Source organism: Lysinibacillus sp. FSL K6-0057, assembly GCF_038630885.1.
Classification (GTDB): domain Bacteria; phylum Bacillota; class Bacilli; order Bacillales_A; family Planococcaceae; genus Lysinibacillus; species Lysinibacillus fusiformis_F.
Genome location: NZ_CP152047.1, coordinates 512,612 through 536,684 on the forward strand (window position 1 = coordinate 512,612; position 24,073 = coordinate 536,684).

The window sequence follows — 24,073 nt, forward strand, 5'->3', positions numbered from 1 at the left end:
GAGAATGCCTATGCCAGAACATGTATTGCGAGTAAGTGACTTAGAAACGTCCTTTACGCGTGATAAAAAGGAAATCAAGATTTTAAGAGGTGTCAATTTTTCCATCCGTAAAGGAGAGATATTAGGCTTAGTGGGAGAATCGGGTAGTGGAAAAAGCTTAACATCACTATCCATCATGCAATTATTCCATGGCACTACAGGCAAAATCGTCAATGGCTCTATACATTTTAATGGAGATGACTTGACGAAAATGCCCGAATCAGAAATTCGGAAGATTCGTGGCAAGCAAATGGCCATGATTTTTCAAGAACCTATGACTTCTTTAAATCCTGTCTTAAAAATAGGCAAGCAATTAATGGAAGCAATTGAGATGCATTTGAAGCTGCCGAAGAACGAAAGTAAGCATCATGCAATCCAAATGTTAAAAAGTGTGGGCATAGGAAGAGCCGAGGAAATCATTTATGAATATCCACATCAGCTATCAGGAGGAATGCGTCAGCGAGTAATGATTGCCATGGCTATGGCCTGCCATCCTAATTTACTCATTGCTGACGAACCAACCACTGCGCTTGATGTCACGATACAAGCTCAAATTTTAGAGCTAATGAAAAAGCTAAAGGAAGAAAATGAGACAGCTATTTTATTAATCACACATGATTTAGGTGTTGTTGCTGAAATGTGCGATAGGGTAGTTGTGATGTATGCAGGGCAGGTTGTAGAGGAAGCAGATGTCTTTGAGTTATTTGCTAGCCCAAAGCATCCCTATACAAAAGGTTTAATTGCATCTGTACCGAAAATTGGTGATAACAAAGAAGTATTAGATTCTATCAATGGTCAAGTGCCATCCCCGCAAAATATGCCGAATGGTTGTAAATTTGCTCCACGATGTAATCAAGCGATGTCTATATGCCATCAGGAGAGTCCACCGACAGTGAAAATTTCAGCTACACGGCAATGTAGCTGCTGGCTATATGCGAAAAAGGATGTGGAAGTAAATGCCTAACAGTATTTTAAAAGTGGAAAACTTAAAAAAAAGCTTTCAAATAGCGGGTGGGTTATTTCAAAAAAAGCAATATGTTAATGCGGTCATAGATGTTTCCTTTGAAATAGAAGAAGGTACGACATTTAGTTTAGTTGGCGAAAGTGGTTGTGGCAAATCTACTACTGGCCGGTTAATCACTAGATTAATAGCACCAACAAATGGAAGTATCGTTGTGGATGGAAAAGAAGTTGCAACTGCAAAGCAATCTGAATTAAAGCATTTAAGGCAAAATGTTCAAATGATTTTTCAAGACCCATATGCCTCATTGAATCCGAGAATGAAGGTAAAGGAGCTTGTTGGTGAGCCTTTAGAAATTCATACAAAACTTTCGAAAGCTGAGCGTGAAAAACTAGTGCTTGAAATGCTGGAAGTCGTTGGATTAAATGCTGAACATGCCGATCGCTATGCGCATGAGTTCAGTGGTGGACAAAGACAGCGTTTAGGTATTGCACGTGCTTTAATAACAAAACCAAAATTAATTATTGCTGATGAGCCTGTGTCTGCGTTGGATGTATCTATACAATCGCAAATATTGAATCTATTAAAGCAATTGCAGCAAGAATATAAAATATCTTATCTCTTTATTTCTCACGATTTAAGTGTTGTAGAACATATTAGCCATTATATAGGTGTCATGTATTTAGGTTCCATTGTAGAAATCGGGCGGAAAGAAACCATATTTAATGAACCAAAGCACCCTTATACACAGGCGCTTATTGCTTCCGTGCCGATAGCAGATCCAACATTACGAAAAAAGAAGATCGTTTTAACTGGTGATATTCCGAATCCTAAAAATCCGCCAAGTGGTTGTACCTTCCACACAAGGTGCCCCTTTGCATCAGATATATGTAAGCAAGCTATTCCGGAAATGAAAAAAATTAACGAAGAGCAAAGTGTCGCATGTCACTTTGTCAACTAATCGAGAGGGTGTATATAAATGAAAATAGGGTTAAGCACATATAGTATGGTCAAAAAAATGAGACAGGGGGAAATGAATGTTCTGGATGTTTTGCAATGGGTAGCAGACAATGGAGGGCAGCATGTAGAATTAGTGCCCTATGAATTTACTGTTGTAGATAACTATGAACTTGCAACACAAATTAAAGAAAAAGCAGCAGAGCTAGGATTAGAGCTATCGGCCTATTCGTTACCAGCTAACTTTATTCAGGATACGGAGGAAGCTTTTCTAGAAGAAGTTGAACGCTTAAAGAAACATGTTAATGTAGTACATCATATGGGCATTAATATTATGCGCCATGATGTTACTCTCTTTACTTTACCAAAGGAGCAGACAACCATTCATTATTACAATGAGCACTTTGAAGAAATGGTGAGAGGCTGTCAGTTGATTGCAGATTACGCGAAGCAATTTAATATTACAACAACGATTGAAAATCATGGCTTTAATGTTCAAACAAGTGATCGTGTACAACAATTAATTCATGCGGTAAACAGAGACAACTTTAAAACAACTTTAGATGTCGGGAATTTTTTATGTATTGATGAAGAACCTTTAATTGGTGTTATGAAAAACATTCCTTATGCTGCTACAGTGCATTTCAAAGATTTTTATATTCGTCCTTATTATGAAAATCCTGGTGAGGGCGAATGGTTCCGTACAGTTCATAACAATTACATCAGAGGAGCTATTGTCGGACATGGCGATATAAATATTCGCGAAATTATTAAGCTCGTAAAAGGCAGTGGATATGATGGCTATCTTACAGTGGAGTTTGAAGGGATGGAAGATTGTCAAGTTGGTTCAAAAATAGGAATGGATAATGTACGTCGTTTATGGGACGAATGCAAGCTCTAAAGGGGGAAAGCACATGAACAAGTTAAAGGTTTGTGTAATTGGCACAGGTTCTATTTCAGATTATCACTTAGGTTCCTATAAGAATAATCCATTTGTTGAATTATATGGCGTGTATGATGCTTCCATCGAACGAGGCAAAGCAAAAGCAGCACAATTTGGAGCAACGCATGTTTTTTCTTCGAAAGAAGAGCTATTCGCAGACAAAAATGTGGATGCTGTAAGTATTTGTACATGGAATAATACGCATGCAGAATTGGCCATTCTTGCTTTGGAAAATGACTTACATGTTCTAATAGAAAAGCCGCTATCCATGACTTATGCAGAGGCCCTAAAAATCCAACAGATTGCAGAAAAGCATCAGAAAGTATTTCAAGTGGGCTATGTAAGACGGTTTGCAACAAATACTAAAGTACTGAAAAGGTTCATCGACGATAACAAATTGGGCGATATTTATTATGCCAAAGCTTCCTGTCTTAGAAGATTAGGGAATCCAGGCGGCTGGTTTGCAGAAATCGATAAGTCTGGTGGCGGGCCTTTAATTGATCTAGGCGTACATGTGATTGATATTTGCTGGTATTTAATGGGTAGACCAAAGGTGAAGCGGATAACAGGTCATACCTACAATCAATTAGGAAATCGAAACCATATTGAAAATTTATCCTTTTACAAGGCTGCAGACTATGATGCTACTAAAAATACAGTAGAAGACTTAGCAAATGCTCTCATTACATTCGAGAATGGGGCGTCGCTAATGGTAGACGTTTCCTATACACTACATGCCATTAAAGATGAAATAAGTATTAAGCTTTATGGCACGAATGGTGGAGCAGAGCTAGAGCCTGAATTAAAAATTGTAAGTGAAGAGCATGATACGATTTTAAATATTCATCCTCAAATTAACGATTTAACATTTGATTTTGCGACAGCCTTTCAAAATGAAATCAATTCATTTGTTGATTGTTGCCTCCATCATTATGATTCTGTTGCACCTGTAGAGGATGGGGTAGAAATTATGAAAATCTTAGAAGGCATTTATATTTCTGCAACTGAAGGAAAGGAAGTTGTTTATTAAGATGGTGAAATTGGACAATAAAATTGGCGTGATAGTAGACAGCTTTCGATTGCCTATTCGTGAAGGTTTATTAAAAGCGAAAGAAGTTGGTGCACAAGGGGTACAGATGTATGCCGTTTCAGGTGAGTTGGACCCAGATAATTTAAATACTGCCCAAAGAGCAGAATTGAAGCAGTACATTTCAGAGTTAGGTCTAGAGATTTCCGCATTATGTGGAGATTTAGGTGGGCATGGCTTTCAAGACAAAACAGAAAATGCCTGGAAAATAAAAAAATCAAAAGAAATACTGCAATTAGCCAAGGACCTGGGAACATCCATCGTTACAACCCATATTGGTATTATTCCTGAAGATGAAAATGATCCAATCTATCAAACAATGCTGGAAGCCTGCGAAGAATTAGGGCAATATGCTACATCATTAGATGCTTATTTTGCAATTGAAACAGGGCCAGAAACAAGTAAAACATTAAAAGGATTTTTAGATAAGCTTTCAACGAATGGTGTATCGGTTAATTTTGACCCTGCCAATATGGTGATGGTAACAAAAGATGATCCTGTAGCTGGAGTCAAACGATTAAAGAAGTATATTGTACATACACATGTAAAGGATGGTATTCAACTGCAGCCAACGAATCCTAAAGATGTGTACGGGTACTTAGGATACGATTCTGGAACATCTCATGATAAAATAGAAGAAATGGTGGAAAATGGAGAGTTTTTCAGAGAACTTCCATTAGGTCATGGAGATGTCAATTTCGAGCTTTACTTTTCAGCTTTACAAGAAATCGGATACAATGGCTATTTAACTATTGAACGAGAAGTGAGATCAAATCCCGAAAAAGACATCAAAGAAGCTGTACAATTCATAGAAAAGTTTAAATAGGGGTTGAATCTAATTTGAAAAAGCAAGATCAAGTACAAATGAGAAGACAAAATAAATATATTGTGCTTGACGCAATAAGGCAGATGGCGCCAATTTCAAGAATTCAATTATCAAAATATACAAAAATGAGCCCTACGACCATTACTCGTATTGTGCAGGAGCTAGAAGCGGAAGGCTTTATTCTTGAAGGGGTATCGGAAGAAACAGCCATTGGTAGACGTCCTACGTTAATTCATATGCGCGAAGATGCATTATATACGATTGGGATAGAAATTGACTGTTTTACTATTCGAATAGGTATACTAGATTTCTTGGGGAAGCTTATTGCCTTTCAGGAAGTCAAATGTAGTATCAAGCATCAATACGAAGAAGCCATACATCTACTAAAACGATCTATAGAAAATATCATGACAGAATATCAGATTGCTCAGGATAAATTACTAGGCATTGGGATAGGGATTCCAGGAGTAATCAATAACGAGGAAGGAATTATCGTTTCCTCTGAGCAATTGAAGTGGGAAAACTGCCATATAAGAGAAGATTTAAATGGTGTTTTTGGTTGTGAGGTCATCGTAGATAATGAATTAAAAATGCAAATCATTGCTGAAATTGGTGATATCTATACGCCACTATATTCAAATTGTATTTTAGTCGGAATTGGAACGGGAATAGGAGCATCCATATTATTAAATGGAGAAGTGTATCGTGGCATTCAAAATAAAGCTGGAGAAATAAGTCATATAACGATTAATCCCTTTGGTGAAATGTGTCACTGTGGTAAAAGAGGATGCTTATCGATGTATGTTTCTGAAGTTACGCTGTTAAAAAGAACACCTAAAAATCTTAATATTCAATCAATAGAAGAGATTTTGCAGTGTGTTGATCAAGGAGAGCAATGGGCGATCGATATTCAACAAGATGTAGCTACTTTTCTAGCTATTGCTATCAATAATCTAGTTTGTTTATACGAACCAGAGGCTGTCATCGTCAGTGGGGAAATTATTGAGCATAATGTGTCATTTCAAAAACTACTTAGTGAAAAGTGTAAACAGTATATATGGAAGGAATTACAACCCTACTTTGATTTGCAGTTTTCAAATCAATTAAAAGAAGGGGTTGTTAAAGGAGCGGCATTACAAGCACAAAAGCAGTTGCTGTCTGTTTAAAGAAAGGTTGGTTGATTCGTGGCTTACTCAGAATTTTTAAAGGAGTATCGTTCAGGATTAATGGAAAATGTGCATTATGGACAAATGAGTGCTGTGAATCTAACGAAGGAAGAATTCGTCTCTGTAGGTCAAGATTATGAGCCTGTGTATTTTCGTTCTGCAGCAAAACCATTTCAAGCCATTCCCATTTTTATGACTGATTTTATAGAAAAATACGGGATTACTTCAAATGAAAGTGCATTATTTCTGGCTTCACAAAGAGGCGAAATTTATCATCAAGAGGCATTAGTCTCTTTGCTGGAAAAACTCCCTATTAATGAAAATGATTTAATATGTGCAGCATCCTATCCATTAAATGAGGAACCTAAAACACAATATATTCAACAGGGATATGAAAAGAGAAAACTATTTCATAATTGCGCGGGCAAGCATTTAGGATTCTTAACTGCCTGTCTAGCAAATGGCTATGATGTCAAGCAATATTGCCATCCAGAACATCCATTGCAGCAGATGATAAAAAAATACATTGCTTATTTAAGTGAATATGATGTGGAGAGTATTCGTACAGGGATTGATGGCTGTGGTGCGCCTGTTTTTGCGATTCCGCTAAAAAATATGGCAATTGCTTATTTAAAGCTAGCACGACCAGAATTGATTGATGATCAACTAATTCGTGAAGCAGTAATAAAGCTTACAGCAGTAATGAATCAAGAGAATCATATCATTGCAGCGCAAAACTTTATTTGTACGGCATTATTAAAGGACCCTAATATTGTGGCGAAGGGCGGAGCACAGGGCGTATACTGTTTTGCTCTAAGAAATGAAGGGCTAAGTTTTGCCTTGAAAATTATGAATGGCTCAGAAAGTCCGTGGCCCAATGTAATTGCTTCTGTATTGGAACAAATTCAGTATACAAATCAAGAAACAATTGAGCGTATTAAAGCATTGTCTCCTTCATTTGTGCGTAATGATGCAGGGGTTGAGGTCGGGGAAATTGTTTCTACAATTAAAATTGTATAGAGGTGAAGGTACTTGTATGTTTTGGCAATAGACGGTGGTGGAACGAAAACAATTGCGACAATCTCAACTTGTCGTGGACAAATTATGGCGCTAGCAGAAACGGGCAAAAGTAATCCCACATCTATGAGCTTCGAGCAATTTACAGAGACGATAACAGAATTAATAAATGATTTAAAAAGACAACAACCTCACGAATTTCAACACATTACAAAGTGCCATGCGGGACTGTCTGGTGTAACAGAAAATAATAATGAGAAAATTACCCATGCATTATTAACCTCGCTTTTACCGAAAGACTGTCAACTATCACTATCGAATGATGGGTTGAACGCGCTGTATGCGGGAACATTGGGTCAGCCTGGCATCGTACAGATTTCTGGTACGGGTGCGATTACACTCAGTATAGATTCATCTGAAAGAATTGAGCGTACAGCAGGGTGGGGTTATATTTTTGATGATGAGGGCAGTGGCTATGATATTGGCATTCGCACATTAAAAGCGGTGTTTAAAGCATTTGATAAAAGAGGTCCTGAAACGCTCCTAACAGCAGCAGTATTAGACTATTTTCAGTTACAATCCGTTCCGCAGATAATTGAAGTGGTATATGGTGAAGGTCATCCGCGTGATACAATATCTCCTTTAAGTAAGGTAGCAATCGAATGCGCTAAACGTGGTGATGGAGAAGCCAATACAATTATTGATCAAGTGTGCCATGTTTTATATCAAAGTATAGACGCTTGTTACAAAAAAAATCCGTTTGCAGATAACCGTGTCAAAGTAGTGCTAGCTGGTGGCGTTTTTAATGAGTTGAGGCTATTTATTGAAAAATTAGTCGCTATTGATAAAAAGAATAGTAATCAGTATGACTTCATGGGTGCTTATAGTTTACCAGTGGGTGGTGCTGCTTTAGCTGCATTAAAATTACCTAGTAATGAAGCTAAGCTATTTATCGATCAATATAATACAAGTATGAAGGCATTTTTAACGAATTAATCCCCCTTTAATCTAGCAAGTGGAGAATGGTATGTACCATCCTCTACTTGCATTTTGTTAGTCCCCTACTTTAAACATATATCCCTTGTAAGATTTATGTATGATCATGACGATTCCAATAAGCATAAAGTTGGATAATAACGAACTTCCCCCATAGCTTAAAAAGGGTAGGGTGACGCCTGTGACTGGTAAAAGCCCAATGGTCATGCCAATATTTTGAGTAATTTGGAAGGCTAGTAAGCTTGAAATACCTGCCCCCATTAAAGTCATAAAGGGATCTCGCGCTACTACCGTAATAAGAACAATACGATAGATAACAAAAAATAATAGAGTGATCACAAATGCTCCTCCGACAAAACCTAACTCTTCTGCAATAGTAGAGAATATAAAATCGGTATGTTTTTCTGGTACATAGACATTGTTATGTAGATAGCCCTTGCCCACAAACTCTCCTGATCCGATGGCCATAAAGCCTTGACGTACTTGAAAAGAAGAATCTGTATATTCATAAGGCTGAAGCCATCCATAAATTCTTGAAATCTGATGTCCTGATAGAGCACCTAAAACCTTCTCTGTAAAAAATTCATTAAAACTGACATAGAGCACGACAATCGTACTGATGATAACTAAAGGGACAGCTGTAAAAACGACAAGAAGCTTTCTATGAATACCTGAAAAGAAAATCATCGGTAAAATCATTGCCATATACAACATGACCATACCTGTATCGGGTTGCCTATAAACAAGAAGTGAAGGAGGAAGGACAATGAGCCCAATTTTTATAAGTAGCCAAAAATCTGCTAGATAAGAGGGGCGGACATTTTTCTCTTGATGAGCAATAATGACCTTACTCACAACTATTAAAAAAGCGAACTTTAAAAATTCCGATGGTTGGAGGGAACCTAAAAACGGGATTTGATACCATGATTTTGCTTGATTGATTGTCCGGGCAATGCTCTCTGGTGCAACAATAAGCCCAGCCGTTAAAGCAACGATTAGGAAGTAAAATGGCCATCCGATTCTCTTCAACTGTTCAATATCAAGTAAGGATATCCAAAACATGATGGTTAATCCTATGAGATAAAATAAAAATTGCTTGATAATAAAAGAGCTTGAATATTGTTCGAAATTTACACTACTCGAATGGACAAAAAGGCAACTAATACCACCGAGTAAAAGAAGACTGATTACTAAATTCCAGTCTAACTTCTTGAATTGCGTCAAATGTAACACCCCCATTCTCTATTATCAACGTTGGCAATGTATGGAAGGTTGCAAATGTTTATTCAAAAAGTAGTACGAATAAGAAGCAATAGTATGAATAGATTTGCAAGTTAAATTACCTAAATGGAACTAAAGGATGGGTATAAATTCTTAATATATCGATCAAAATTTACAAAAACATAACACTGGCTTTATATCTCTATACTATCATTATTGGTAAGAGTTGGAGGAGGAGCCAAGGATCATGCATTTTTTCCGTTTCGTTAAGGTGAAGGACAAGTTACTTGTACTCATGATTGTTTGTGTATTATCGAATGTATTGCTAGGTGTATTTAGTGTAGATTATTTAAGGAAAATGTCGTGGCATGCAAGTGAGAGTTACACACAGGGACTTGTCCCAATTGGATGGCTAAATGAGCTAGAAGAATCACAGCGTCGATTAGATTTTATAGTAGATTCGAAGGGTGACGATAAAGAAATGGCAGCCATTTTACAAAACATGGCACAGCCTTTAGAGCATCTAGATAGCCAAGAAATTGATAAAAAGATGAGTCATCAAATTAAGAAGTATAAGTCATTGCTGAAGAAGCAGGAAGAAGCCATTGAGGACTTTAAGCAATTGAACCGTGGTGAGCTAGATCAGTTTTATTTGCAAACTTTTTTACCAATTAGTCAGGAAAGTCATACATTATTAGAGGATACGCAAAATTATTTAGTTCAAAGAGCAAAAGACCAACAGCAGGCTTATCAAAAAGATGTGCAATTTGGCTACTGGTTACTAGGCGGTGTATGCTTAGCGGTTGTCTTGCTTGTAATCCTTATCGGATTTATCGCAACGAAGGCAGTCAATGTGCCAACACGTCAACTAAAGTCATTATTAAAACGTGCAGAACAGGGTGATTTCACTGCCAACGCAAGTTACGTGGCTCATGATGAGCTTGGTGAAGTAGTCCTGTCCTACAATCAAATGGTAACTGAAGTGAAACGCCTACTCCATACTGTTACTGACAGTGCCTATGAAGTAGAAGAAATGACAGGGAAATTGCAGAAATCCTCTGAGCAATCATCAACAACGACATTAAAAATAGCAAAGGATGTACAATCTATTTCCGAGTCAACGACCGCTTCTTCTAATAAATTAGCTTCGAATACGGCTTCCTTAGAGGAAGTTTTAAATGATGTACAGGTTATTTTAGAAAAGATTCAGGTTGTAGAAAGTTTTGCACAAAAAACAGCCAGAGATGCAGAAAGTGGAACAGAAATTGTACAGGCTAATTTAACGCAAATGCAAGCGATTAAGCAGGCGGTTGAAAGATCTAATACAGCAATTTTTAATCTAGTTGAGCGTGCAGCATCGATTGACCAAATGATTGAAGTAATAGAAAGAATAACAGCACAAACTAATTTACTAGCGTTAAACGCATCTATTGAAGCTGCAAGAGCAGGAGAGCATGGGAAAGGTTTTGCAGTAGTGGCTAATGAGGTACGTAAGCTTGCAGAGCAAACCGTTCAATCAACACAAACGATTACATCCATTGTACAGAACATCCATTTAGATTCGAGCTATGCGGTACAAATGATGGAAGGCGTTTTAGTGGCGACTGAAAAAGGTGTTGCTGTCACAGGACAAACGGCATCAAGTTTTGATCAAATCTTAGAAAAAGTACATACTATAAAGCCGTATATTATGGAAGTATCTGCTACGGTTCAAGAGATTGCCAATCATACAAAGACGGTAAGTGAGGATGCGGTTATGTTGACAGCTTTATCCGATACGAATGCCGTGTCTACTAAGCATGTAGCTGCATTAACAGCTGATCAATTAACAGCTCAGCAACAGTTCCATAATTATATTAAAGAATTGCGCAAAGTATCAAAAGTTTTGCAAATAGCTGTCAAACGTTTTTCGATATAATTTAATATTAAAGAATAATATCTAAAAAGAATCTTCTTTGCAAAAAATAGCAAAGAAGATTCTTTTTTTGCATGGTTACAAAACTAGTTTAAGAAAGTGTAAATACTGTGTGTTTTTGAGATGTACAATTGTGTTTTATATATTTTTGTAGCACAATATTTTTTATGTCCTCATATACTGAGAATAAGGGATTGTATGTTCCTTGTAAGGAATATTATTAATATAATTGTTGTATTTTCAAAACGAACACATTATAATGAATTTCATTGAAAGTGTTATTAAATCAATGTTTATCAATATATTTTTGTACTTTCCGAAAGTACAATTGTTCACATGTGGAGGTTTTGGGAAATGAAAAAGATTATTGTTACTGGAGCACTTGGTCAAATTGGTTCTGAGCTTGTAGAAAAACTTCGTGGTATTTATGGAGAGGACAATATACTTGCTACAGACATTAGAAAGCTTGAACATACTAAGGGCCCATTTGAAATATTGGACGTGACAGATGGACAAAGAATGCACGATTTAGCAAAGGACTTCGGTGCAGATACAATGATGCATTTAGCAGCATTATTATCAGCAACAGCAGAAAGAAATCCATTGTTAGCGTGGAATTTAAATATGGGCGGATTAATGAATGCATTGGAAGTTTCACGTGAGCTAAATATGCAATTTTTCACGCCAAGCTCAATTGGTGCGTTTGGTCCGTCTACACCTAAGGAAGATACACCACAGGATACTTTGCAACGACCAACAACCATGTATGGTGTAAATAAAGTAGCGGGTGAGTTATTATGCGATTATTATTTCAATCGTTTTGGTGTTGATACACGTGGAGTACGCTTCCCAGGATTAATTTCTTATGTAACACCTCCAGGTGGTGGTACAACAGATTATGCAGTAGAAATTTTCTATGAAGCCATCGAACAAGGCAAGTATACATCGTATATTCAAGAAGGAACGTTCATGGATATGATGTACATGCCAGATGCTCTACAAGCTATCGTAGATTTAATGGAAGCGGACGGTAGTAAGCTCGTTCATCGCAATGCTTTTAATATTACTGCTATGAGCTTTGAACCTTCGCAAATCGCGGCTGAAATCAAGAAACACTTACCAAATTTCACAATGAGCTATCAGGTAGATCCAGTTCGTCAAGCCATTGCAGATAGCTGGCCAAACTCTTTAAATATTGAAGCGGCTCAAAAAGAGTGGGGCTTCAAAGCAGAGTATGATTTAGCTAAAATGACGGTAGATATGTTAGAGAAATTGAAAATTAAACTGCATAAAAAAGCAATTTCATAATAGATAAGCAAAGGGTGAAGAACTAGACTTCATCCGTTTTTTTATATGTATATAAAAGAAAATTATTGGAATATATAGATTAAATTATGGAATTAAAATATAATAATATTCGGAATATTAATAGTATTCAGTTAAATTGATGCTGTGACGATTTCACAAGGGGAAAATTCACAAATGAAGGGATGATGGGTTTTATGATGCAAGCACCATTAGTTTTAACTAGTTTTTTCAAACGAGCAGAGAGCTATTTTGCAAGAAAATCAATTATTTCACGGACAAGCCCACACAAAATACACCGTTTAACATATGGACAGTGGGCAAAAAGAACGCGTCGTTTAGCAGATGCTCTTACGAGGCTTGGGATGACAAGAGGAACGAGAGTTGGCTCCTTTGCGTGGAACCAGCATCGACATTTAGAAGCCTACTTTGCTGTACCTTGCTCAGGGGCAATCTTACACATGGTAAATATTCGTTTATCAGAAGAGCATTTGATCTATATTATTAATCATGCAGAAGATGAGATTTTGATGGTCGATGTAGATTTATTACCGATTATTGAAAATATTGCGCCAAAACTAAAGACAGTGAAACACTATATTGTTATGACGGATGATACAGCTTTGCCAAAGACCACATTACAAAATGTTTTATCTTATGAGGAGTTATTAGCTACTGCTGATGAAGAATTTCAATTTCCAGAGGATATTGATGAAGAAGCACCTGCTGGTATGTGCTATACAAGTGCCACGACAGGGAATCCAAAAGGAGTTGTCTATTCACATCGGGGGTTAGTATTACACAGCCACATGCTGAGTATGTCTGATTCTATGGGGATTGCAGAAAGAGATGTCGTGATGCCAATTGTGCCAATGTTTCATGCAAATGCATGGGGGTTACCTTTTGCTAGTGTCAATGTGGGTGCTACACAAGTTCTACCAGGTCCGCAATTTACATCAGCGTTAATAATGGATTTAATCGAACAAGAAAAGGTTACATTAACCGCTGGTGTACCAACTATTTGGATAGGCGCATTACAGGAGCAGGAAAAGAAAGAGCGAGATATTAGTTCTTTAAGAGCGATATGTTGTGGTGGCTCGGCTTCACCAACCCGACTCATTCGGACATTTGAGGAAAAATACGGAATTCCTTATATTGTTGTGTACGGCATGACAGAAACTACACCAATCGTGGCACTTTCCAACTATATGTCATGGATGGATGATTGGCCGATTGAAAAACGTATTGAAGCTCGAGCGATGCAAGGGATGACGATGGCAGGTATCGAATCTAGTATCATTAATGAGAAGGGTGAAGTACCTTGGGATGGCGAAACAATGGGGGAATTGCGTTTAAGAGGTCCATGGATTTCTAACGAATACTATCGGGATGAACGAACAGCAGATGCCTATCGAGATGGCTGGTTATATACTGGTGATATTGCAGTACGAACAGAGGATGGCTTTATTAAAATTACGGACCGTACGAAGGATCTTATTAAATCAGGTGGCGAATGGATTTCCTCTGTTGATTTGGAAAATGCACTGATGACGCATGATGCAGTTTTAGAAGCGGCTGTCATTGCCATGCCTCATGCTAAATGGCAGGAGCGTCCATTAGCTTGTGTGGTATTGAAAGAGGGGCGATCAGTAACTGAACATGAGCTTCTTGCCTTTTTAGAAAATCAATTTGCCAAATGGTGGGTACCAGATGCAGTCGTATTTTTAGAGGAAATTCCAAAGACATCTGTTGGAAAATTTCTGAAAGCAAAGCTGCGAGATAATGTAGCAGATTTTTATCCTAGATCATTGGTATAGTTAAAAGAGCGATTTCCCTAAACGGAAGTCGCTCTTTTATTGAGTTATTTAGTTAACATGTGGAAAACTTGTTCAACGTCTTTATCACCACGACCAGAGATATTAATAATAATGCTTTCCTCAGGTGATAAAGTTGGTGCTAATTTTAGAGCATGTGCGACTGCATGTGAGCTTTCAAGAGCAGGAATAATACCTTCAACCTTGGAAAGTACTTGGAATGCTTCTAAAACTTCTTCATTGGTCACGGTCACATACTCAGCACGACCAATTGTTTTCAAATGGCTATGCTCAGGTCCAGCACCGGGATAATCTAAACCAGCTGCTATTGAATAGGTTGGGAGCGGATTACCGTCTGCGTCCTGCAGCACTAAGCATTTGAAGCCGTGTAGCTCACCTGGTGTTCCTTCGTTTAAGGTAGCAGCTTGATCCGGCTCTATTCCAATAAGGCGAACATCTTCGTCTGCAATATAGTCAGCAAATGCCCCAATGGCATTACTACCACCGCCGACACAGGCAAGAACCGCTGTTGGAAGCTTTCCTTCTTTCTCTAAAATCTGTTCACGACTTTCGCGGCTAATCACGGATTGAAAATGTTTAACCATTGTAGGGAAGGGATGTGGACCAACTGCTGAACCTAATAAATAGAACGTAGTTTCATAGTTTTCTACTAAGTCAGCAAATGCTTCATCAACTGCATCCTTTAGGCGACCCTGCCCTTTATCAACCGCTACGACTTTCGCGCCAAGAAGCTCCATGCGAAATACGTTCAATGCCTGACGCTTTGTATCCTCCAAGCCCATATAAATCGTGCAATCCATTCCAAACATGGCACAAGCTGTAGCTGTTGCTACACCATGTTGACCTGCACCTGTTTCGGCAATCACGCGGTTTGCTCCCATACGTTTGGCTAGTAAGATCTGTCCTAGTACATTATTGATTTTATGTGAGCCTGTATGGTTAAGGTCTTCACGTTTTAAATAAATTTTTGCACCACCCAATTGCTTTGTTAAATTTTCTGCAAAATAAAGAGGGGATTTACGACCAACATATTCACGGAAATAGTAATCTAATTCTTGCTTAAAGTCATCATCCTCTTTATACTTTTGAAAATTCTCATCTAGTATATTTAAAACATTTTGAAGCTCCTTTGGAACAAAGCTTCCACCAAATTCACCGAAATATCCCTTTTTCTCTACTATTGTACTCATCTTTACTCGACTCCTCTATGCTAATTTTTCCATAAAAAAAAGCCACTCCAATCCCTCATAAAAAGGACGAGTAACCGTGGTGCCACCTTTATTCGCAATTTTTGCGCGCTTTCCTGCTCCGGTAACGGGGAGCAAATCGGCCTTACATTTGATAAGGCTGCTCTGAAGTCCATTCACAAGTCTGTACTACTGGTTCACACCACCCACCAGCTCTCTTGAAGTAACAATGCTTGCTACTACTCTTCTTCCTTGCATTTATTAGAAAGAATTGTAGAATATTTTCAGAATAGTGTCAAGAAAAAAGACGAATCTAAAAAGACCCGTCAGTTAAATCAAATTATTAAAGTGAAGGCGTTTGTTTAATACATACATAATCGGCGCACCAACAGCTAATACAACAAATTCACCCGCCGCTACTGTTAGCCAAGTCCAAAAGAATGGCAGCTCTAAGGCTAAGTTCAGCTCAAAGGCAATGATAAACATGGTGCATGTAAATAGCAATGTATTAATAATTAAACGTGCCCATATATTTTTGACAAATTTACAGATTAAAATAAACAGGCCAAGTGTAATCATTGAATGACCTACACCAAACACTAAATCGTAAATGCCAAGTGGTGAAAAGAGATTAGAGATCAATACACCAATAATAATCCCTACGGCAAAGCGTGGATTAAATGCTACTAAATGGTTAAACATCTCGGATACTCGGAACTGTACCTCCGTAAAACCAAATGGTGCAACAAGCATGGTCACAGCTATATAGAGAGCCGCAATGATACCACTTGCTGCTAAAAATTTTATTTTCATATTCATTTCTCCTTAGTTTTTTTTCGTGGGATGGTTACGAACCACGGTGCTTTCACACAAGTAAATATTTTATTATACATATCTAGTAGAAGTCAAATGTCAGACTTTGTCTATAATGTCCTATCGTCGCAAAATTGTCATAAATATTTTTTACTATGTTGAAAAAAGAAATAGAATAACTAAAACAGCGTAGTTTAGCGGTTTAAAGCGCCAAATTGAATGAAAAACTAAAATATTTTGTCACTTTTAAAAGTCAGAACATTCATAATGTTGTTGACTGAGCTCGATAATAACGATAATATAGCGATACATTCACACTTTGTTTGGATAAAGTGCGGTAGATATTTGAGAACATAATCGGGGGGATTATTTGTGAAAAGCAATGTGAAGAAGCTATCATTCCTTCTTTTTGGATTAGTGTTACTACTTGCTGCTTGTGGTAGTGGTGGCTCTAGTACAACAGATTCAAAAGGAAATGAAACAAACAATGCAAGTGAGAGCGGAAATGCAGACGATAAAACATATAAAATCGGGATTACTCAAATTGTTGAGCATCCATCGTTAAACGCAGCAACGGAAGGCTTTAAAAAAGCAATTGAAGATGCTGGCTTAAAAGTTGAATACGATCCACAAATTGCGCAAGGAGATAACAGCCTTAACACAACGATTGCTAACAATCTAGTGAGTGCAAACGTAGATTTAATTTTTGCTAACTCTACACCTTCTGCACAAGCAGCTGCAACAGCAACAAGTGATATTCCAATTATTTTCACATCGGTTACAGATGCTGTTGGTGCACAGTTAATCGACTCAATGGAGAAGCCAGGGAAAAATATTACAGGCACAATTGATCTACATCCTGAAACGATTTCTAAAACAGTAGCATTCTTACAAGACCTTGGTGCGAAAAAAGTAGGGATGGTCTACAATGCGGGTGAGCAAAACTCAGTTGCACAAGTTTCAGAAGTGAAAAAGGTTATGGATGAACAAGGTTTAACGGTGGTAGAAGCATCAGCATCCACTTCAGCAGATGTAAAGCAAGCGACAGAATCTCTAATTGGTAAAGTAGATGCTTTCTATATTATTACTGATAACACAGTAGTTTCTGCTTTAGAATCGGTAATTGATGTTGCCAATACGAATAAATTACCATTAGTCGTAGGAGAATTAGATTCTGTGGCACGTGGTGGTTTAGCTGCTTATGGATTTGAATATTTCGATATCGGTTATGAAGCAGGTCAAATGGCTGTGAAAATTTTAAAAGGTGAAGCAACACCTGCTGATACACCAGCACAATATCCTCAAAATCTGAAACTATTAATCAATAAAAAAGTAGCGGATGATTTAGGAATCGAAATGAAAGATTCTTGGGGTGCAGAAATTCTAGAAAAGTAAAACGAAGCGGGGGAGAACTATCCCCGCTTTATCTTCATTTTACAAGCGATATAAATAATTAAGAGATTTAGGAGATGATTCAACGATGTTTTTAGCATTATTTGGCGCAGTGGAGCAAGGAATCATCTATGCAATTATGGCACTTGGTGTATATTTAACATTTCGGGTGTTAGATTTTCCGGATTTAACGGTTGATGGAAGCTTTGTAACAGGGGCGGCAACGGCAGCAACAATGGTTTTGCTTGGCTACCACCCAATCTTAGCGACTTTAGTGGCAATTGTTGCTGGATTTATTGCTGGATGTATGACAGGAATTCTTCACACGAAAGGAAAGATTAATCCACTATTATCAGGGATTTTAATGATGATTGCTTTATACTCGATTAATCTACGCATCATGGGGTTAACTGCAGAAAATACGATAGGTCGCCCGAATATTCCACTATTAAACTCTGAAACAATCTTTTCAAAGTTTCAAGCTTTTTGGAGCAATTTAGGGATCGATGCTGCTCTTAATAACCTATTAAAAGGCATGGGCTTTCAGCATGTACCAGGTACATGGAGTGTGCTGATTGTCGTATTAATCATCACGATTTTAATTAAGTTAATAGCAGACTGGTTCTTAAAGACAGAGGTCGGGCTAGCTATCCGAGCAACTGGTGATAATAAACGAATGATTCGCAGCTTCTCAGCAAATACAGATACACTTATCATTTTGGGGCTAGGACTTTCCAATGCACTTGTCGCATTTTCTGGAGCTTTAATCGCACAATACTCGAAGTTTTCAGATGTAAGTATGGGGATTGGTATGATTGTGATCGGTCTTGCATCCGTTATTATTGGTGAGGCTATTTTTGGGACTAAAACCATTATTCGTACAACTTTTGCAGTCATTGCAGGAGCCATCATTTATCGTATTATATTAGCATTAGCATTACGTGTAGATTTCCTTGATTCAGGAGACATGAAATTAATTACGGCTATCATCGTTATTTTGGCGCTGATTTTACCGCAAATTATCAATAAGAGTAAGGAACGTAAACGTAAAGCCAAGCGTGCTGCGGGACTTTCGTAAGTAAAAACAGTAGAGAAGGGAGGAAAAGGCCTTGCTTAAATTACATGGTATTAATAAGGTATTTAATGAGGGAACACCAGATGAGAAAATTGCACTTGCAGAGATTAACCTACACTTAAAGCCTGGTGATTTTGTGACAATCATTGGTAGTAATGGTGCAGGTAAATCAACGATGATGAATATGATTTCAGGTGCTTTAACACCTGATTTCGGGACAGTGTTAATTGATGGTAATAATGTGACAAGTTTGCCTGAATATAAACGCTCTCAATACATTGGTCGTGTCTTCCAGGACCCAATGGCGGGAACGGCACCTACGATGACAATTGAAGAAAATCTAGCTCTAGCATACTCTCGCAATAAGCATAGAGGGTTACGTAATGGTGTGGATAAAAAGCGTCGTGAATTTTTTAAAGAATCACTAGAGATGCTTGGTTTGAATCTTGAGAATCGCCTTTCTGCAAAAGTAGGCTTACTTTCAGGTGGGGAACGTCAAGCTTTGTCGCTCTTAATGGCTACCTTCACAAAGCCATCTATTTTATTGCTGGATGAGCATACGGCTGCACTTGATCCATCACGTGCAGAATTAATTACTCGTATTACGAAGTACTTAGTGGAAAAAGATAATTTAACGACATTAATGGTAACGCACAATATGCAGCAAGCATTAGATTTAGGCAATCGTCTTATTATGATGGATAAAGGCCAAATCATTTTAGAAGTTGGTGAAGATCGCAAACATGAATTAACAATCCCTGATTTAATGGCTGAATTTGAACGCATTCGTGGGGAAAAAATGAATTCAGACCGTGCTCTTTTAGGTTAATGATGAAACGCTCATACACTTGTATGAGTGTTTTTTATTTAGGATAATAAGATGATCGATAAACTTTAATACATAAAAAAGCCTCACTTGCGGAGAAGTGAGACTCTTTATGTTAAACGAGTAAACCAAATAGTTGAATGTCGTTGTTTACTTCTTTGTACTTGAAGCCGAATTCATCCATTCGGGCAAGTAGTCCTTCGTATTCAGCACGATCACCTAGCTCAATACCGACGAGTGCAGGGCCACTTTCCTTATTGTTTTTCTTCGTATATTCAAAGGTAGTAATGTCATCGTTTGGTCCAAGTACACTAGTGAGGAATTGACGTAATGCTCCTGCACGCTGAGGGAAGCTGACGATGAAATAGTAAAGTAAGCCTTCATGAATAAGTGACTTTTCTTTAATCTCCTGCATCCGTCCAATGTCATTATTACCACCACTGATGATGACAACGACTGACTTACCTTTAATTTCTTCTTTATAAAAATCAAGAGCTGCCACTGATAATGCTCCAGCAGGCTCGGCAATAATCGCATGTTTATTATATAAATCTAGAATGGTCGTACATACCTTGCCTTCAGGTACAAGAACAATATCATCTAAATAGCGACGACAAACATCGTAAGTGTGGTGACCGACGCATTTTACAGCAGCACCATCAACGAATTTATCAATCCAATCAAGAGCAACTGTGCCACCTTCAGCAAAGGCAGCCTTCATACTACCAGCACCTGCAGGCTCCACACCAATAATTTTGCTAGAAGGAGAGAGGTTTTTAATGTAGGCAGACACGCCTGACATTAAGCCGCCACCACCAATACTACCGAATACGTAGTCGATTGGCTCCTCCATATCATTCATAATTTCTACCGCTACCGTTCCTTGACCGGCAATGACATCGAGATCATCAAATGGATGAATGAAGATTTTACTATGCTCTTCACAATAGCTCAAGGCGCTTTCAGCAGAATCATCGAATGTATCTCCTGCCAAAATAATTTCCACATATTCACGTCCGAACATACGCACTTGATTTATTTTTTGCTTCGGCGTTGTTTGAGGCATAAAAATGCTTGCTTGAATTTTTAATTGGGCACAGGCATAAGCTACACCTTGTGCATGATTGCCTGCACTTGCACAGACAACCCCAGCATTGCGTGCTTCATCCTCGATTTTTTTAATTTTATAATAGGCACCACGAAGCTTGAATGAGCGTACATGCTGTAAATCTTCGCGTTTAATATAAATATTAGCTCCGTATTTCTCGGATAAATAATCGTTTTTTTGTAGTGGTGTGTGCACAACTACATCTTTTAAAAAATGATGTGCAATCAGGACATTCTCCACTTGCACGGTTCTAGTATCAGCAACTTCCATAGTATTCATCCTCCGTTATACGTTTAAAACATTTATCTATGATAGCACACTTTATTTGCTTTTTGGGAGTAATTTTTAGTAAATTCTAAATTTTCCGTGTCTATTTGAAGATGTAAGCGTTTTATCTTGATATAGCCTATTTTTTTGTAAAAAAAGCGATGTGTCAGACCTCGAAATAGTACATTTTAAGTGGAAAAAATCATTTAAACTCTGTTGAATCAAATCCAAAAAATACAACTCTCATAACAATAATGGCCAAGCATATACTAGATTAGCTTAGGACAAGTAGGAGGGTAAGTAGTGGACATCATTCAAGGGATTTTATCTACATATTGGAAATTTTTCGATTGGGCGATGTGGCAAGAAGTATTAATGGACCCTGTATCCTGGGGACTAATATCCTCATTAATTATTATAGAAGGATTGCTGTCGGCAGATAATGCACTGGTATTAGCGGTACTAGTGAAACATTTACCAGATAAACAACGAAAAAGGGCATTAATGTACGGTATGCTAGGTGCCTATTTTTTTAGATTTTTATTTATTGGCATAGGTGTTTATCTTGTAGAATTTTGGTTTATTAAAGTATTAGGTGCTTTATATTTGGGGTGGCTCTGTGTAGCTCATTTCCTCCAAATAGGGAATGAGGATAGTGTGAAGGAGGTAAAGAGGTCGGGATGGATGGTGCGTCTTTTTGGCACCTTTTGGGCAACTGTCATTTCTGTTGAGCTCATGGATATTGCTTTTTCAATTGACTCCATCTTCGCTGCCTTTGCGGTATCAGATCAAGTATGGGTGCTTTTAATTGGAGGGATGCTAGGGATATTAATGATGAGGACCATTGCAGGTGTTTTTTTAATCATCATCGAAAAAATTCCAGAGCTTGAAGCAACGGCCTTCATTATTATAGGTGTCATCGGCTTGAAAATGTTAGTGAGTGTTTTCAATATTCATATTCCACATTATTTATTTTTCTTATTCTTAGTGATTGCTTTTTCCATCACAATCATTGTGCACATGATGAAGAAAGTAAGAGCTGCCTAATTAAAAAGTACTGTTCTCCAAAAATGAGAACAGTACTTTTCTTAGTGTTGAAAAACAAAACAGTCAATTGAAAGGTAAAAATGGATTTCCGTTGCAGGCTACTTGTTTTCCTGTGGGCGAGCGCCGAATCGCTTCCTCCGCTACCGCTCCGTTTAGAGTTTTGCCTGTCTCGCTATCCCACGGGAGTCAAGTAGCCTTCCACTTCAACCCCTGACTTTTTAGCAAAGGTTTTCAAATAAAGTGAAGGTGTTCACTACTCTTTATGAAGAGGTGTTGTCACGCATCACTTCTCCACATTGAAAATAAGAGCTCATCCCCTCTAAGAATACAGTTAATGGGCGATTTGATCGCTATGCTACTATGAAAAAAAAGTAAAGACACTTTGCAGCATGGTTGATTGGAGAGGAGCCAGCGTCACTCCTAGGGGATTTAGCGTCACAGAGGAGGCCCTGGAGCGAACGGAAGTGAGTGAAGCGGCTCATCGGACGCCCCCTGGAAAGGACGCTGGCGGAACGGAAATCAACCCCTCGCCTTGTAAAGTTGCTTTTTCTGCCGTTGACATCATCTTTTTTCAACAGCATGAAAAGTACTGTTCTCTAAAAACGAGAACAGTACTTTTTTTATTTTACATATTTATCTGGGTCAACTATATAGAATTTTTCAATATTTAGCCAGCTCTCGCTCATTGGTTCGCCGTCATCAATACGTTTTTCCGTCTCCTGCATCATCCAACCAGTCTGAGATGCATGAGCTTGTAATGCTTTTAATTTGTCCATTCGCATTTCACGAATATCGTAAACAACATGTGGTTCGCCATTTTTTTCAATCGTATCATTGGCGAAGGCACAGCCGAATACTTGTGGACGAGCAGCCTTTGGCATACGACGTACAGCTTCAACTACAGCACGTGCTGTTGCTTCGTGGTCTGGGTGGACAGCAAAGCCAGGCAAGAATGTGAAAATTAAAGAAGGCATTAGTTCTTCGATTAACCCTTCCACTAACTTTACCATTTTCTCATCATCTTCAAATTCAATTGTTTTATCTCGTAAACCGAGCATACGTAAATCTTGAATACCCATTGCCTCTGCTGCTGCAACCAATTCCTTGCGGCGAATTTCAGGTAAGGACTCGCGCGTTGCAAAGGGTGGATTACCTAAATTACGTCCCATTTCGCCTAATGTTAAACAGGCATATGTAACAGGTGTATTCATTTTCTTTGTATAGTGGGCGATGGTCCCAGCAACTGAAAAAGCCTCGTCATCTGGGTGAGGGTACACAATTAAAATATGACGTTGTGGTTGTAAATTCAAATAGTCGTCCCCCTTAGTAGGTAAATGGCGTTTCACTAATTTCAAGTGCAATCGCCAATTTTCCAGAGTAGTCTAGTCCAGCCATTAATAAACGGCCTAAATCATCTAATTCAAAATGTGTAATGCCTTGTGCATAAACCCAGCCATGAGGTAATTTTAAACCCACACGATGAGGTGCATTGTCTACAACCTTAGCAAGCTCATAATTAATTTTAGCATTGCGAATAAAAGCACCAGCATTAAAAAACTGTTCATCATAGTGTGCTGCATAAGATCCGTTTGTCGTCTCAAGATGAATATAAACGTCTTTGTTGGCGAAAGAATTCAGCAATTTTTGCAACGTCTCTACTTGTACTTCTTGCATCTTAACACTCCTCTCGATCATTTCTCCTTTAAGTATAGTAAAAAAAATTCGCAAAGGGAAATTGATTGCTTTGTTATGAAAAAATGATGATTTGTATCTATATACCTCAGCGTCATTGGGTTCAGATTTTTTTGAGATTGCGAAAATCGATCCTAGCATCAAGGGAAATGAATCATCATCTCTAAATCTATGACAAGTTCTTAAGCAATATTCTTGAAAAAATTATTGTAATGTATCAATATAGGGAGTGTGAAAATAAATATGTACAAAATGTGTCGTTTCGTATTGTATCCGTTTTCACATCTGAAAAGATATTGCAACCATGACTTCTTCCTAATTCGTGTGTGTAGACAGCCCCACCTGTTGAAGGAAGTAATATTTTAGAAATAACGAATTCTATCTTGGTACAATAGATG

General features: G+C 38.0%; 21 protein-coding genes, 1 riboswitch and 1 other annotated feature. Of the genes, 15 read left to right on the forward strand and 6 right to left on the reverse strand.

Annotated elements, in window-relative coordinates:
- Window positions 1-10 precede the first annotated feature (10 nt).
- The 8 genes from MHB40_RS02415 to MHB40_RS02450 are packed head-to-tail and all read left to right on the forward strand — an operon-like array spanning window position 11 to window position 7,992.
- Window positions 11-1,003 (forward strand): ABC transporter ATP-binding protein, encoded by a 993-nt coding sequence (locus tag MHB40_RS02415; RefSeq protein ID WP_205446716.1) that lies wholly within the window; start codon window positions 11-13, stop codon window positions 1,001-1,003.
- Complete coding sequence (locus MHB40_RS02420; protein WP_205446717.1) at window positions 996-1,961, forward strand: dipeptide ABC transporter ATP-binding protein; 966 nt, start codon at window positions 996-998, stop codon at window positions 1,959-1,961. Before MHB40_RS02415 ends, MHB40_RS02420 begins: the two co-directional genes overlap by 8 nt.
- A gap of 18 nt (window positions 1,962-1,979) precedes the next feature.
- Window positions 1,980-2,858, forward strand: coding sequence for a sugar phosphate isomerase/epimerase (locus tag MHB40_RS02425; protein WP_342442387.1), 879 nt, complete (start codon window positions 1,980-1,982; stop codon window positions 2,856-2,858).
- A 13-nt stretch (window positions 2,859-2,871) separates the two neighbouring features.
- Window positions 2,872-3,930 carry a Gfo/Idh/MocA family oxidoreductase gene (locus tag MHB40_RS02430; RefSeq protein ID WP_342442388.1) on the forward strand — a complete coding sequence of 353 codons (1,059 nt, stop codon included), beginning with the start codon at window positions 2,872-2,874 and terminating at the stop codon, window positions 3,928-3,930.
- Between the two features lies 1 nt (window position 3,931).
- Entirely contained in the window at window positions 3,932-4,813 is an 882-nt protein-coding gene (locus MHB40_RS02435) for a sugar phosphate isomerase/epimerase family protein (protein WP_342443690.1), read from the forward strand.
- 14 nt (window positions 4,814-4,827) lie between these two features.
- Window positions 4,828-5,979, forward strand: coding sequence for an ROK family transcriptional regulator (locus MHB40_RS02440; RefSeq protein WP_342442389.1), 1,152 nt, complete (start codon window positions 4,828-4,830; stop codon window positions 5,977-5,979).
- 18 nt (window positions 5,980-5,997) lie between these two features.
- Window positions 5,998-6,999 (forward strand): asparaginase, encoded by a 1,002-nt coding sequence (locus MHB40_RS02445; RefSeq protein WP_342442390.1) that lies wholly within the window; start codon window positions 5,998-6,000, stop codon window positions 6,997-6,999.
- A 12-nt stretch (window positions 7,000-7,011) separates the two neighbouring features.
- Window positions 7,012-7,992, forward strand: a complete 981-nt coding sequence (locus tag MHB40_RS02450) for a BadF/BadG/BcrA/BcrD ATPase family protein (protein WP_205446722.1) — start codon at window positions 7,012-7,014, stop codon at window positions 7,990-7,992.
- A 57-nt stretch (window positions 7,993-8,049) separates the two neighbouring features.
- Here MHB40_RS02450 and MHB40_RS02455 read toward each other — a convergent pair whose 3' ends face one another.
- A complete protein-coding gene (locus MHB40_RS02455) occupies window positions 8,050-9,216 on the reverse strand; it encodes an FtsW/RodA/SpoVE family cell cycle protein (RefSeq protein WP_342442391.1) in 1,167 nt (388 codons plus the stop codon).
- 244 nt (window positions 9,217-9,460) lie between these two features.
- Here MHB40_RS02455 and MHB40_RS02460 point away from each other — a divergent pair, with 244 nt between their 5' ends.
- From MHB40_RS02460 to MHB40_RS02470, 3 genes are all read left to right on the forward strand, one after another.
- A complete protein-coding gene (locus MHB40_RS02460) occupies window positions 9,461-11,131 on the forward strand; it encodes a methyl-accepting chemotaxis protein (RefSeq protein WP_342442392.1) in 1,671 nt (556 codons plus the stop codon).
- Window positions 11,132-11,482: 351 nt separating this feature from the next.
- Window positions 11,483-12,436 carry an L-threonine 3-dehydrogenase gene (locus MHB40_RS02465; protein WP_004225462.1) on the forward strand — a complete coding sequence of 318 codons (954 nt, stop codon included), beginning with the start codon at window positions 11,483-11,485 and terminating at the stop codon, window positions 12,434-12,436.
- 194 nt (window positions 12,437-12,630) lie between these two features.
- Window positions 12,631-14,250, forward strand: coding sequence for a long-chain fatty acid--CoA ligase (locus tag MHB40_RS02470; RefSeq protein ID WP_342533828.1), 1,620 nt, complete (start codon window positions 12,631-12,633; stop codon window positions 14,248-14,250).
- A 44-nt stretch (window positions 14,251-14,294) separates the two neighbouring features.
- Here MHB40_RS02470 and trpB read toward each other — a convergent pair whose 3' ends face one another.
- Complete coding sequence (gene trpB, locus MHB40_RS02475; protein WP_205446727.1) at window positions 14,295-15,458, reverse strand: tryptophan synthase subunit beta; 1,164 nt, start codon at window positions 15,456-15,458, stop codon at window positions 14,295-14,297.
- Window positions 15,459-15,517: 59 nt separating this feature from the next.
- Window positions 15,518-15,717, reverse strand: a binding site (T-box leader).
- A 68-nt stretch (window positions 15,718-15,785) separates the two neighbouring features.
- Window positions 15,786-16,268, reverse strand: a complete 483-nt coding sequence (locus tag MHB40_RS02480; RefSeq protein WP_205446728.1) for a QueT transporter family protein — start codon at window positions 16,266-16,268, stop codon at window positions 15,786-15,788.
- A gap of 6 nt (window positions 16,269-16,274) precedes the next feature.
- Window positions 16,275-16,319: riboswitch (PreQ1 riboswitch) on the reverse strand.
- A 321-nt stretch (window positions 16,320-16,640) separates the two neighbouring features.
- Between MHB40_RS02480 and MHB40_RS02485 the strand changes: the two genes are divergently transcribed.
- The 3 genes from MHB40_RS02485 to MHB40_RS02495 all read left to right on the forward strand — a co-directional run bounded on the left by MHB40_RS02485 (window position 16,641) and on the right by MHB40_RS02495 (window position 19,564).
- Window positions 16,641-17,663, forward strand: coding sequence for an ABC transporter substrate-binding protein (locus MHB40_RS02485; RefSeq protein WP_205446729.1), 1,023 nt, complete (start codon window positions 16,641-16,643; stop codon window positions 17,661-17,663).
- Between the two features lie 85 nt (window positions 17,664-17,748).
- Window positions 17,749-18,738 carry an ABC transporter permease gene (locus MHB40_RS02490; protein ID WP_342442394.1) on the forward strand — a complete coding sequence of 330 codons (990 nt, stop codon included), beginning with the start codon at window positions 17,749-17,751 and terminating at the stop codon, window positions 18,736-18,738.
- A gap of 31 nt (window positions 18,739-18,769) precedes the next feature.
- Entirely contained in the window at window positions 18,770-19,564 is a 795-nt protein-coding gene (locus MHB40_RS02495; protein ID WP_036078189.1) for an ABC transporter ATP-binding protein, read from the forward strand.
- Window positions 19,565-19,676: 112 nt separating this feature from the next.
- On the opposite strand, the gene ilvA is transcribed toward MHB40_RS02495, so the two are convergent.
- Window positions 19,677-20,939, reverse strand: a complete 1,263-nt coding sequence (gene ilvA, locus MHB40_RS02500) for a threonine ammonia-lyase IlvA (RefSeq protein WP_342442395.1) — start codon at window positions 20,937-20,939, stop codon at window positions 19,677-19,679.
- Between the two features lie 300 nt (window positions 20,940-21,239).
- Here ilvA and MHB40_RS02505 point away from each other — a divergent pair, with 300 nt between their 5' ends.
- Window positions 21,240-21,983, forward strand: a complete 744-nt coding sequence (locus MHB40_RS02505) for a TerC family protein (RefSeq protein ID WP_205446732.1) — start codon at window positions 21,240-21,242, stop codon at window positions 21,981-21,983.
- Window positions 21,984-22,603: 620 nt separating this feature from the next.
- Here the strand turns inward: MHB40_RS02505 and bshB2 are convergent.
- Window positions 22,604-23,293, reverse strand: coding sequence for a bacillithiol biosynthesis deacetylase BshB2 (bshB2, locus tag MHB40_RS02510; protein ID WP_342442396.1), 690 nt, complete (start codon window positions 23,291-23,293; stop codon window positions 22,604-22,606).
- Between the two features lie 13 nt (window positions 23,294-23,306).
- Entirely contained in the window at window positions 23,307-23,657 is a 351-nt protein-coding gene (locus MHB40_RS02515; RefSeq protein ID WP_004225428.1) for a YojF family protein, read from the reverse strand.
- Window positions 23,658-24,073 lie beyond the last annotated feature (416 nt).

Bases quoted from the DNA above. Each gene is read 5' to 3' on its own strand.
- trpB (WP_205446727.1), bottom strand. From the start codon at position 15,458: ATGAGTACAATAGTAGAGAAAAAGGGATATTTCGGTGAATTTGGTGGA.
- MHB40_RS02435 (WP_342443690.1), top strand. From the start codon at position 3,932: ATGGTGAAATTGGACAATAAAATTGGCGTGATAGTAGACAGCTTTCGA.
- MHB40_RS02425 (WP_342442387.1), top strand. From the start codon at position 1,980: ATGAAAATAGGGTTAAGCACATATAGTATGGTCAAAAAAATGAGACAG.
- MHB40_RS02490 (WP_342442394.1), top strand. From the start codon at position 17,749: ATGTTTTTAGCATTATTTGGCGCAGTGGAGCAAGGAATCATCTATGCA.
- MHB40_RS02480 (WP_205446728.1), bottom strand. From the start codon at position 16,268: ATGAAAATAAAATTTTTAGCAGCAAGTGGTATCATTGCGGCTCTCTAT.
- MHB40_RS02460 (WP_342442392.1), top strand. From the start codon at position 9,461: ATGCATTTTTTCCGTTTCGTTAAGGTGAAGGACAAGTTACTTGTACTC.
- MHB40_RS02515 (WP_004225428.1), bottom strand. From the start codon at position 23,657: ATGCAAGAAGTACAAGTAGAGACGTTGCAAAAATTGCTGAATTCTTTC.
- MHB40_RS02420 (WP_205446717.1), top strand. From the start codon at position 996: ATGCCTAACAGTATTTTAAAAGTGGAAAACTTAAAAAAAAGCTTTCAA.
- MHB40_RS02430 (WP_342442388.1), top strand. From the start codon at position 2,872: ATGAACAAGTTAAAGGTTTGTGTAATTGGCACAGGTTCTATTTCAGAT.
- MHB40_RS02415 (WP_205446716.1), top strand. From the start codon at position 11: ATGCCAGAACATGTATTGCGAGTAAGTGACTTAGAAACGTCCTTTACG.
- MHB40_RS02465 (WP_004225462.1), top strand. From the start codon at position 11,483: ATGAAAAAGATTATTGTTACTGGAGCACTTGGTCAAATTGGTTCTGAG.
- MHB40_RS02470 (WP_342533828.1), top strand. From the start codon at position 12,631: ATGATGCAAGCACCATTAGTTTTAACTAGTTTTTTCAAACGAGCAGAG.
- ilvA (WP_342442395.1), bottom strand. From the start codon at position 20,939: ATGGAAGTTGCTGATACTAGAACCGTGCAAGTGGAGAATGTCCTGATT.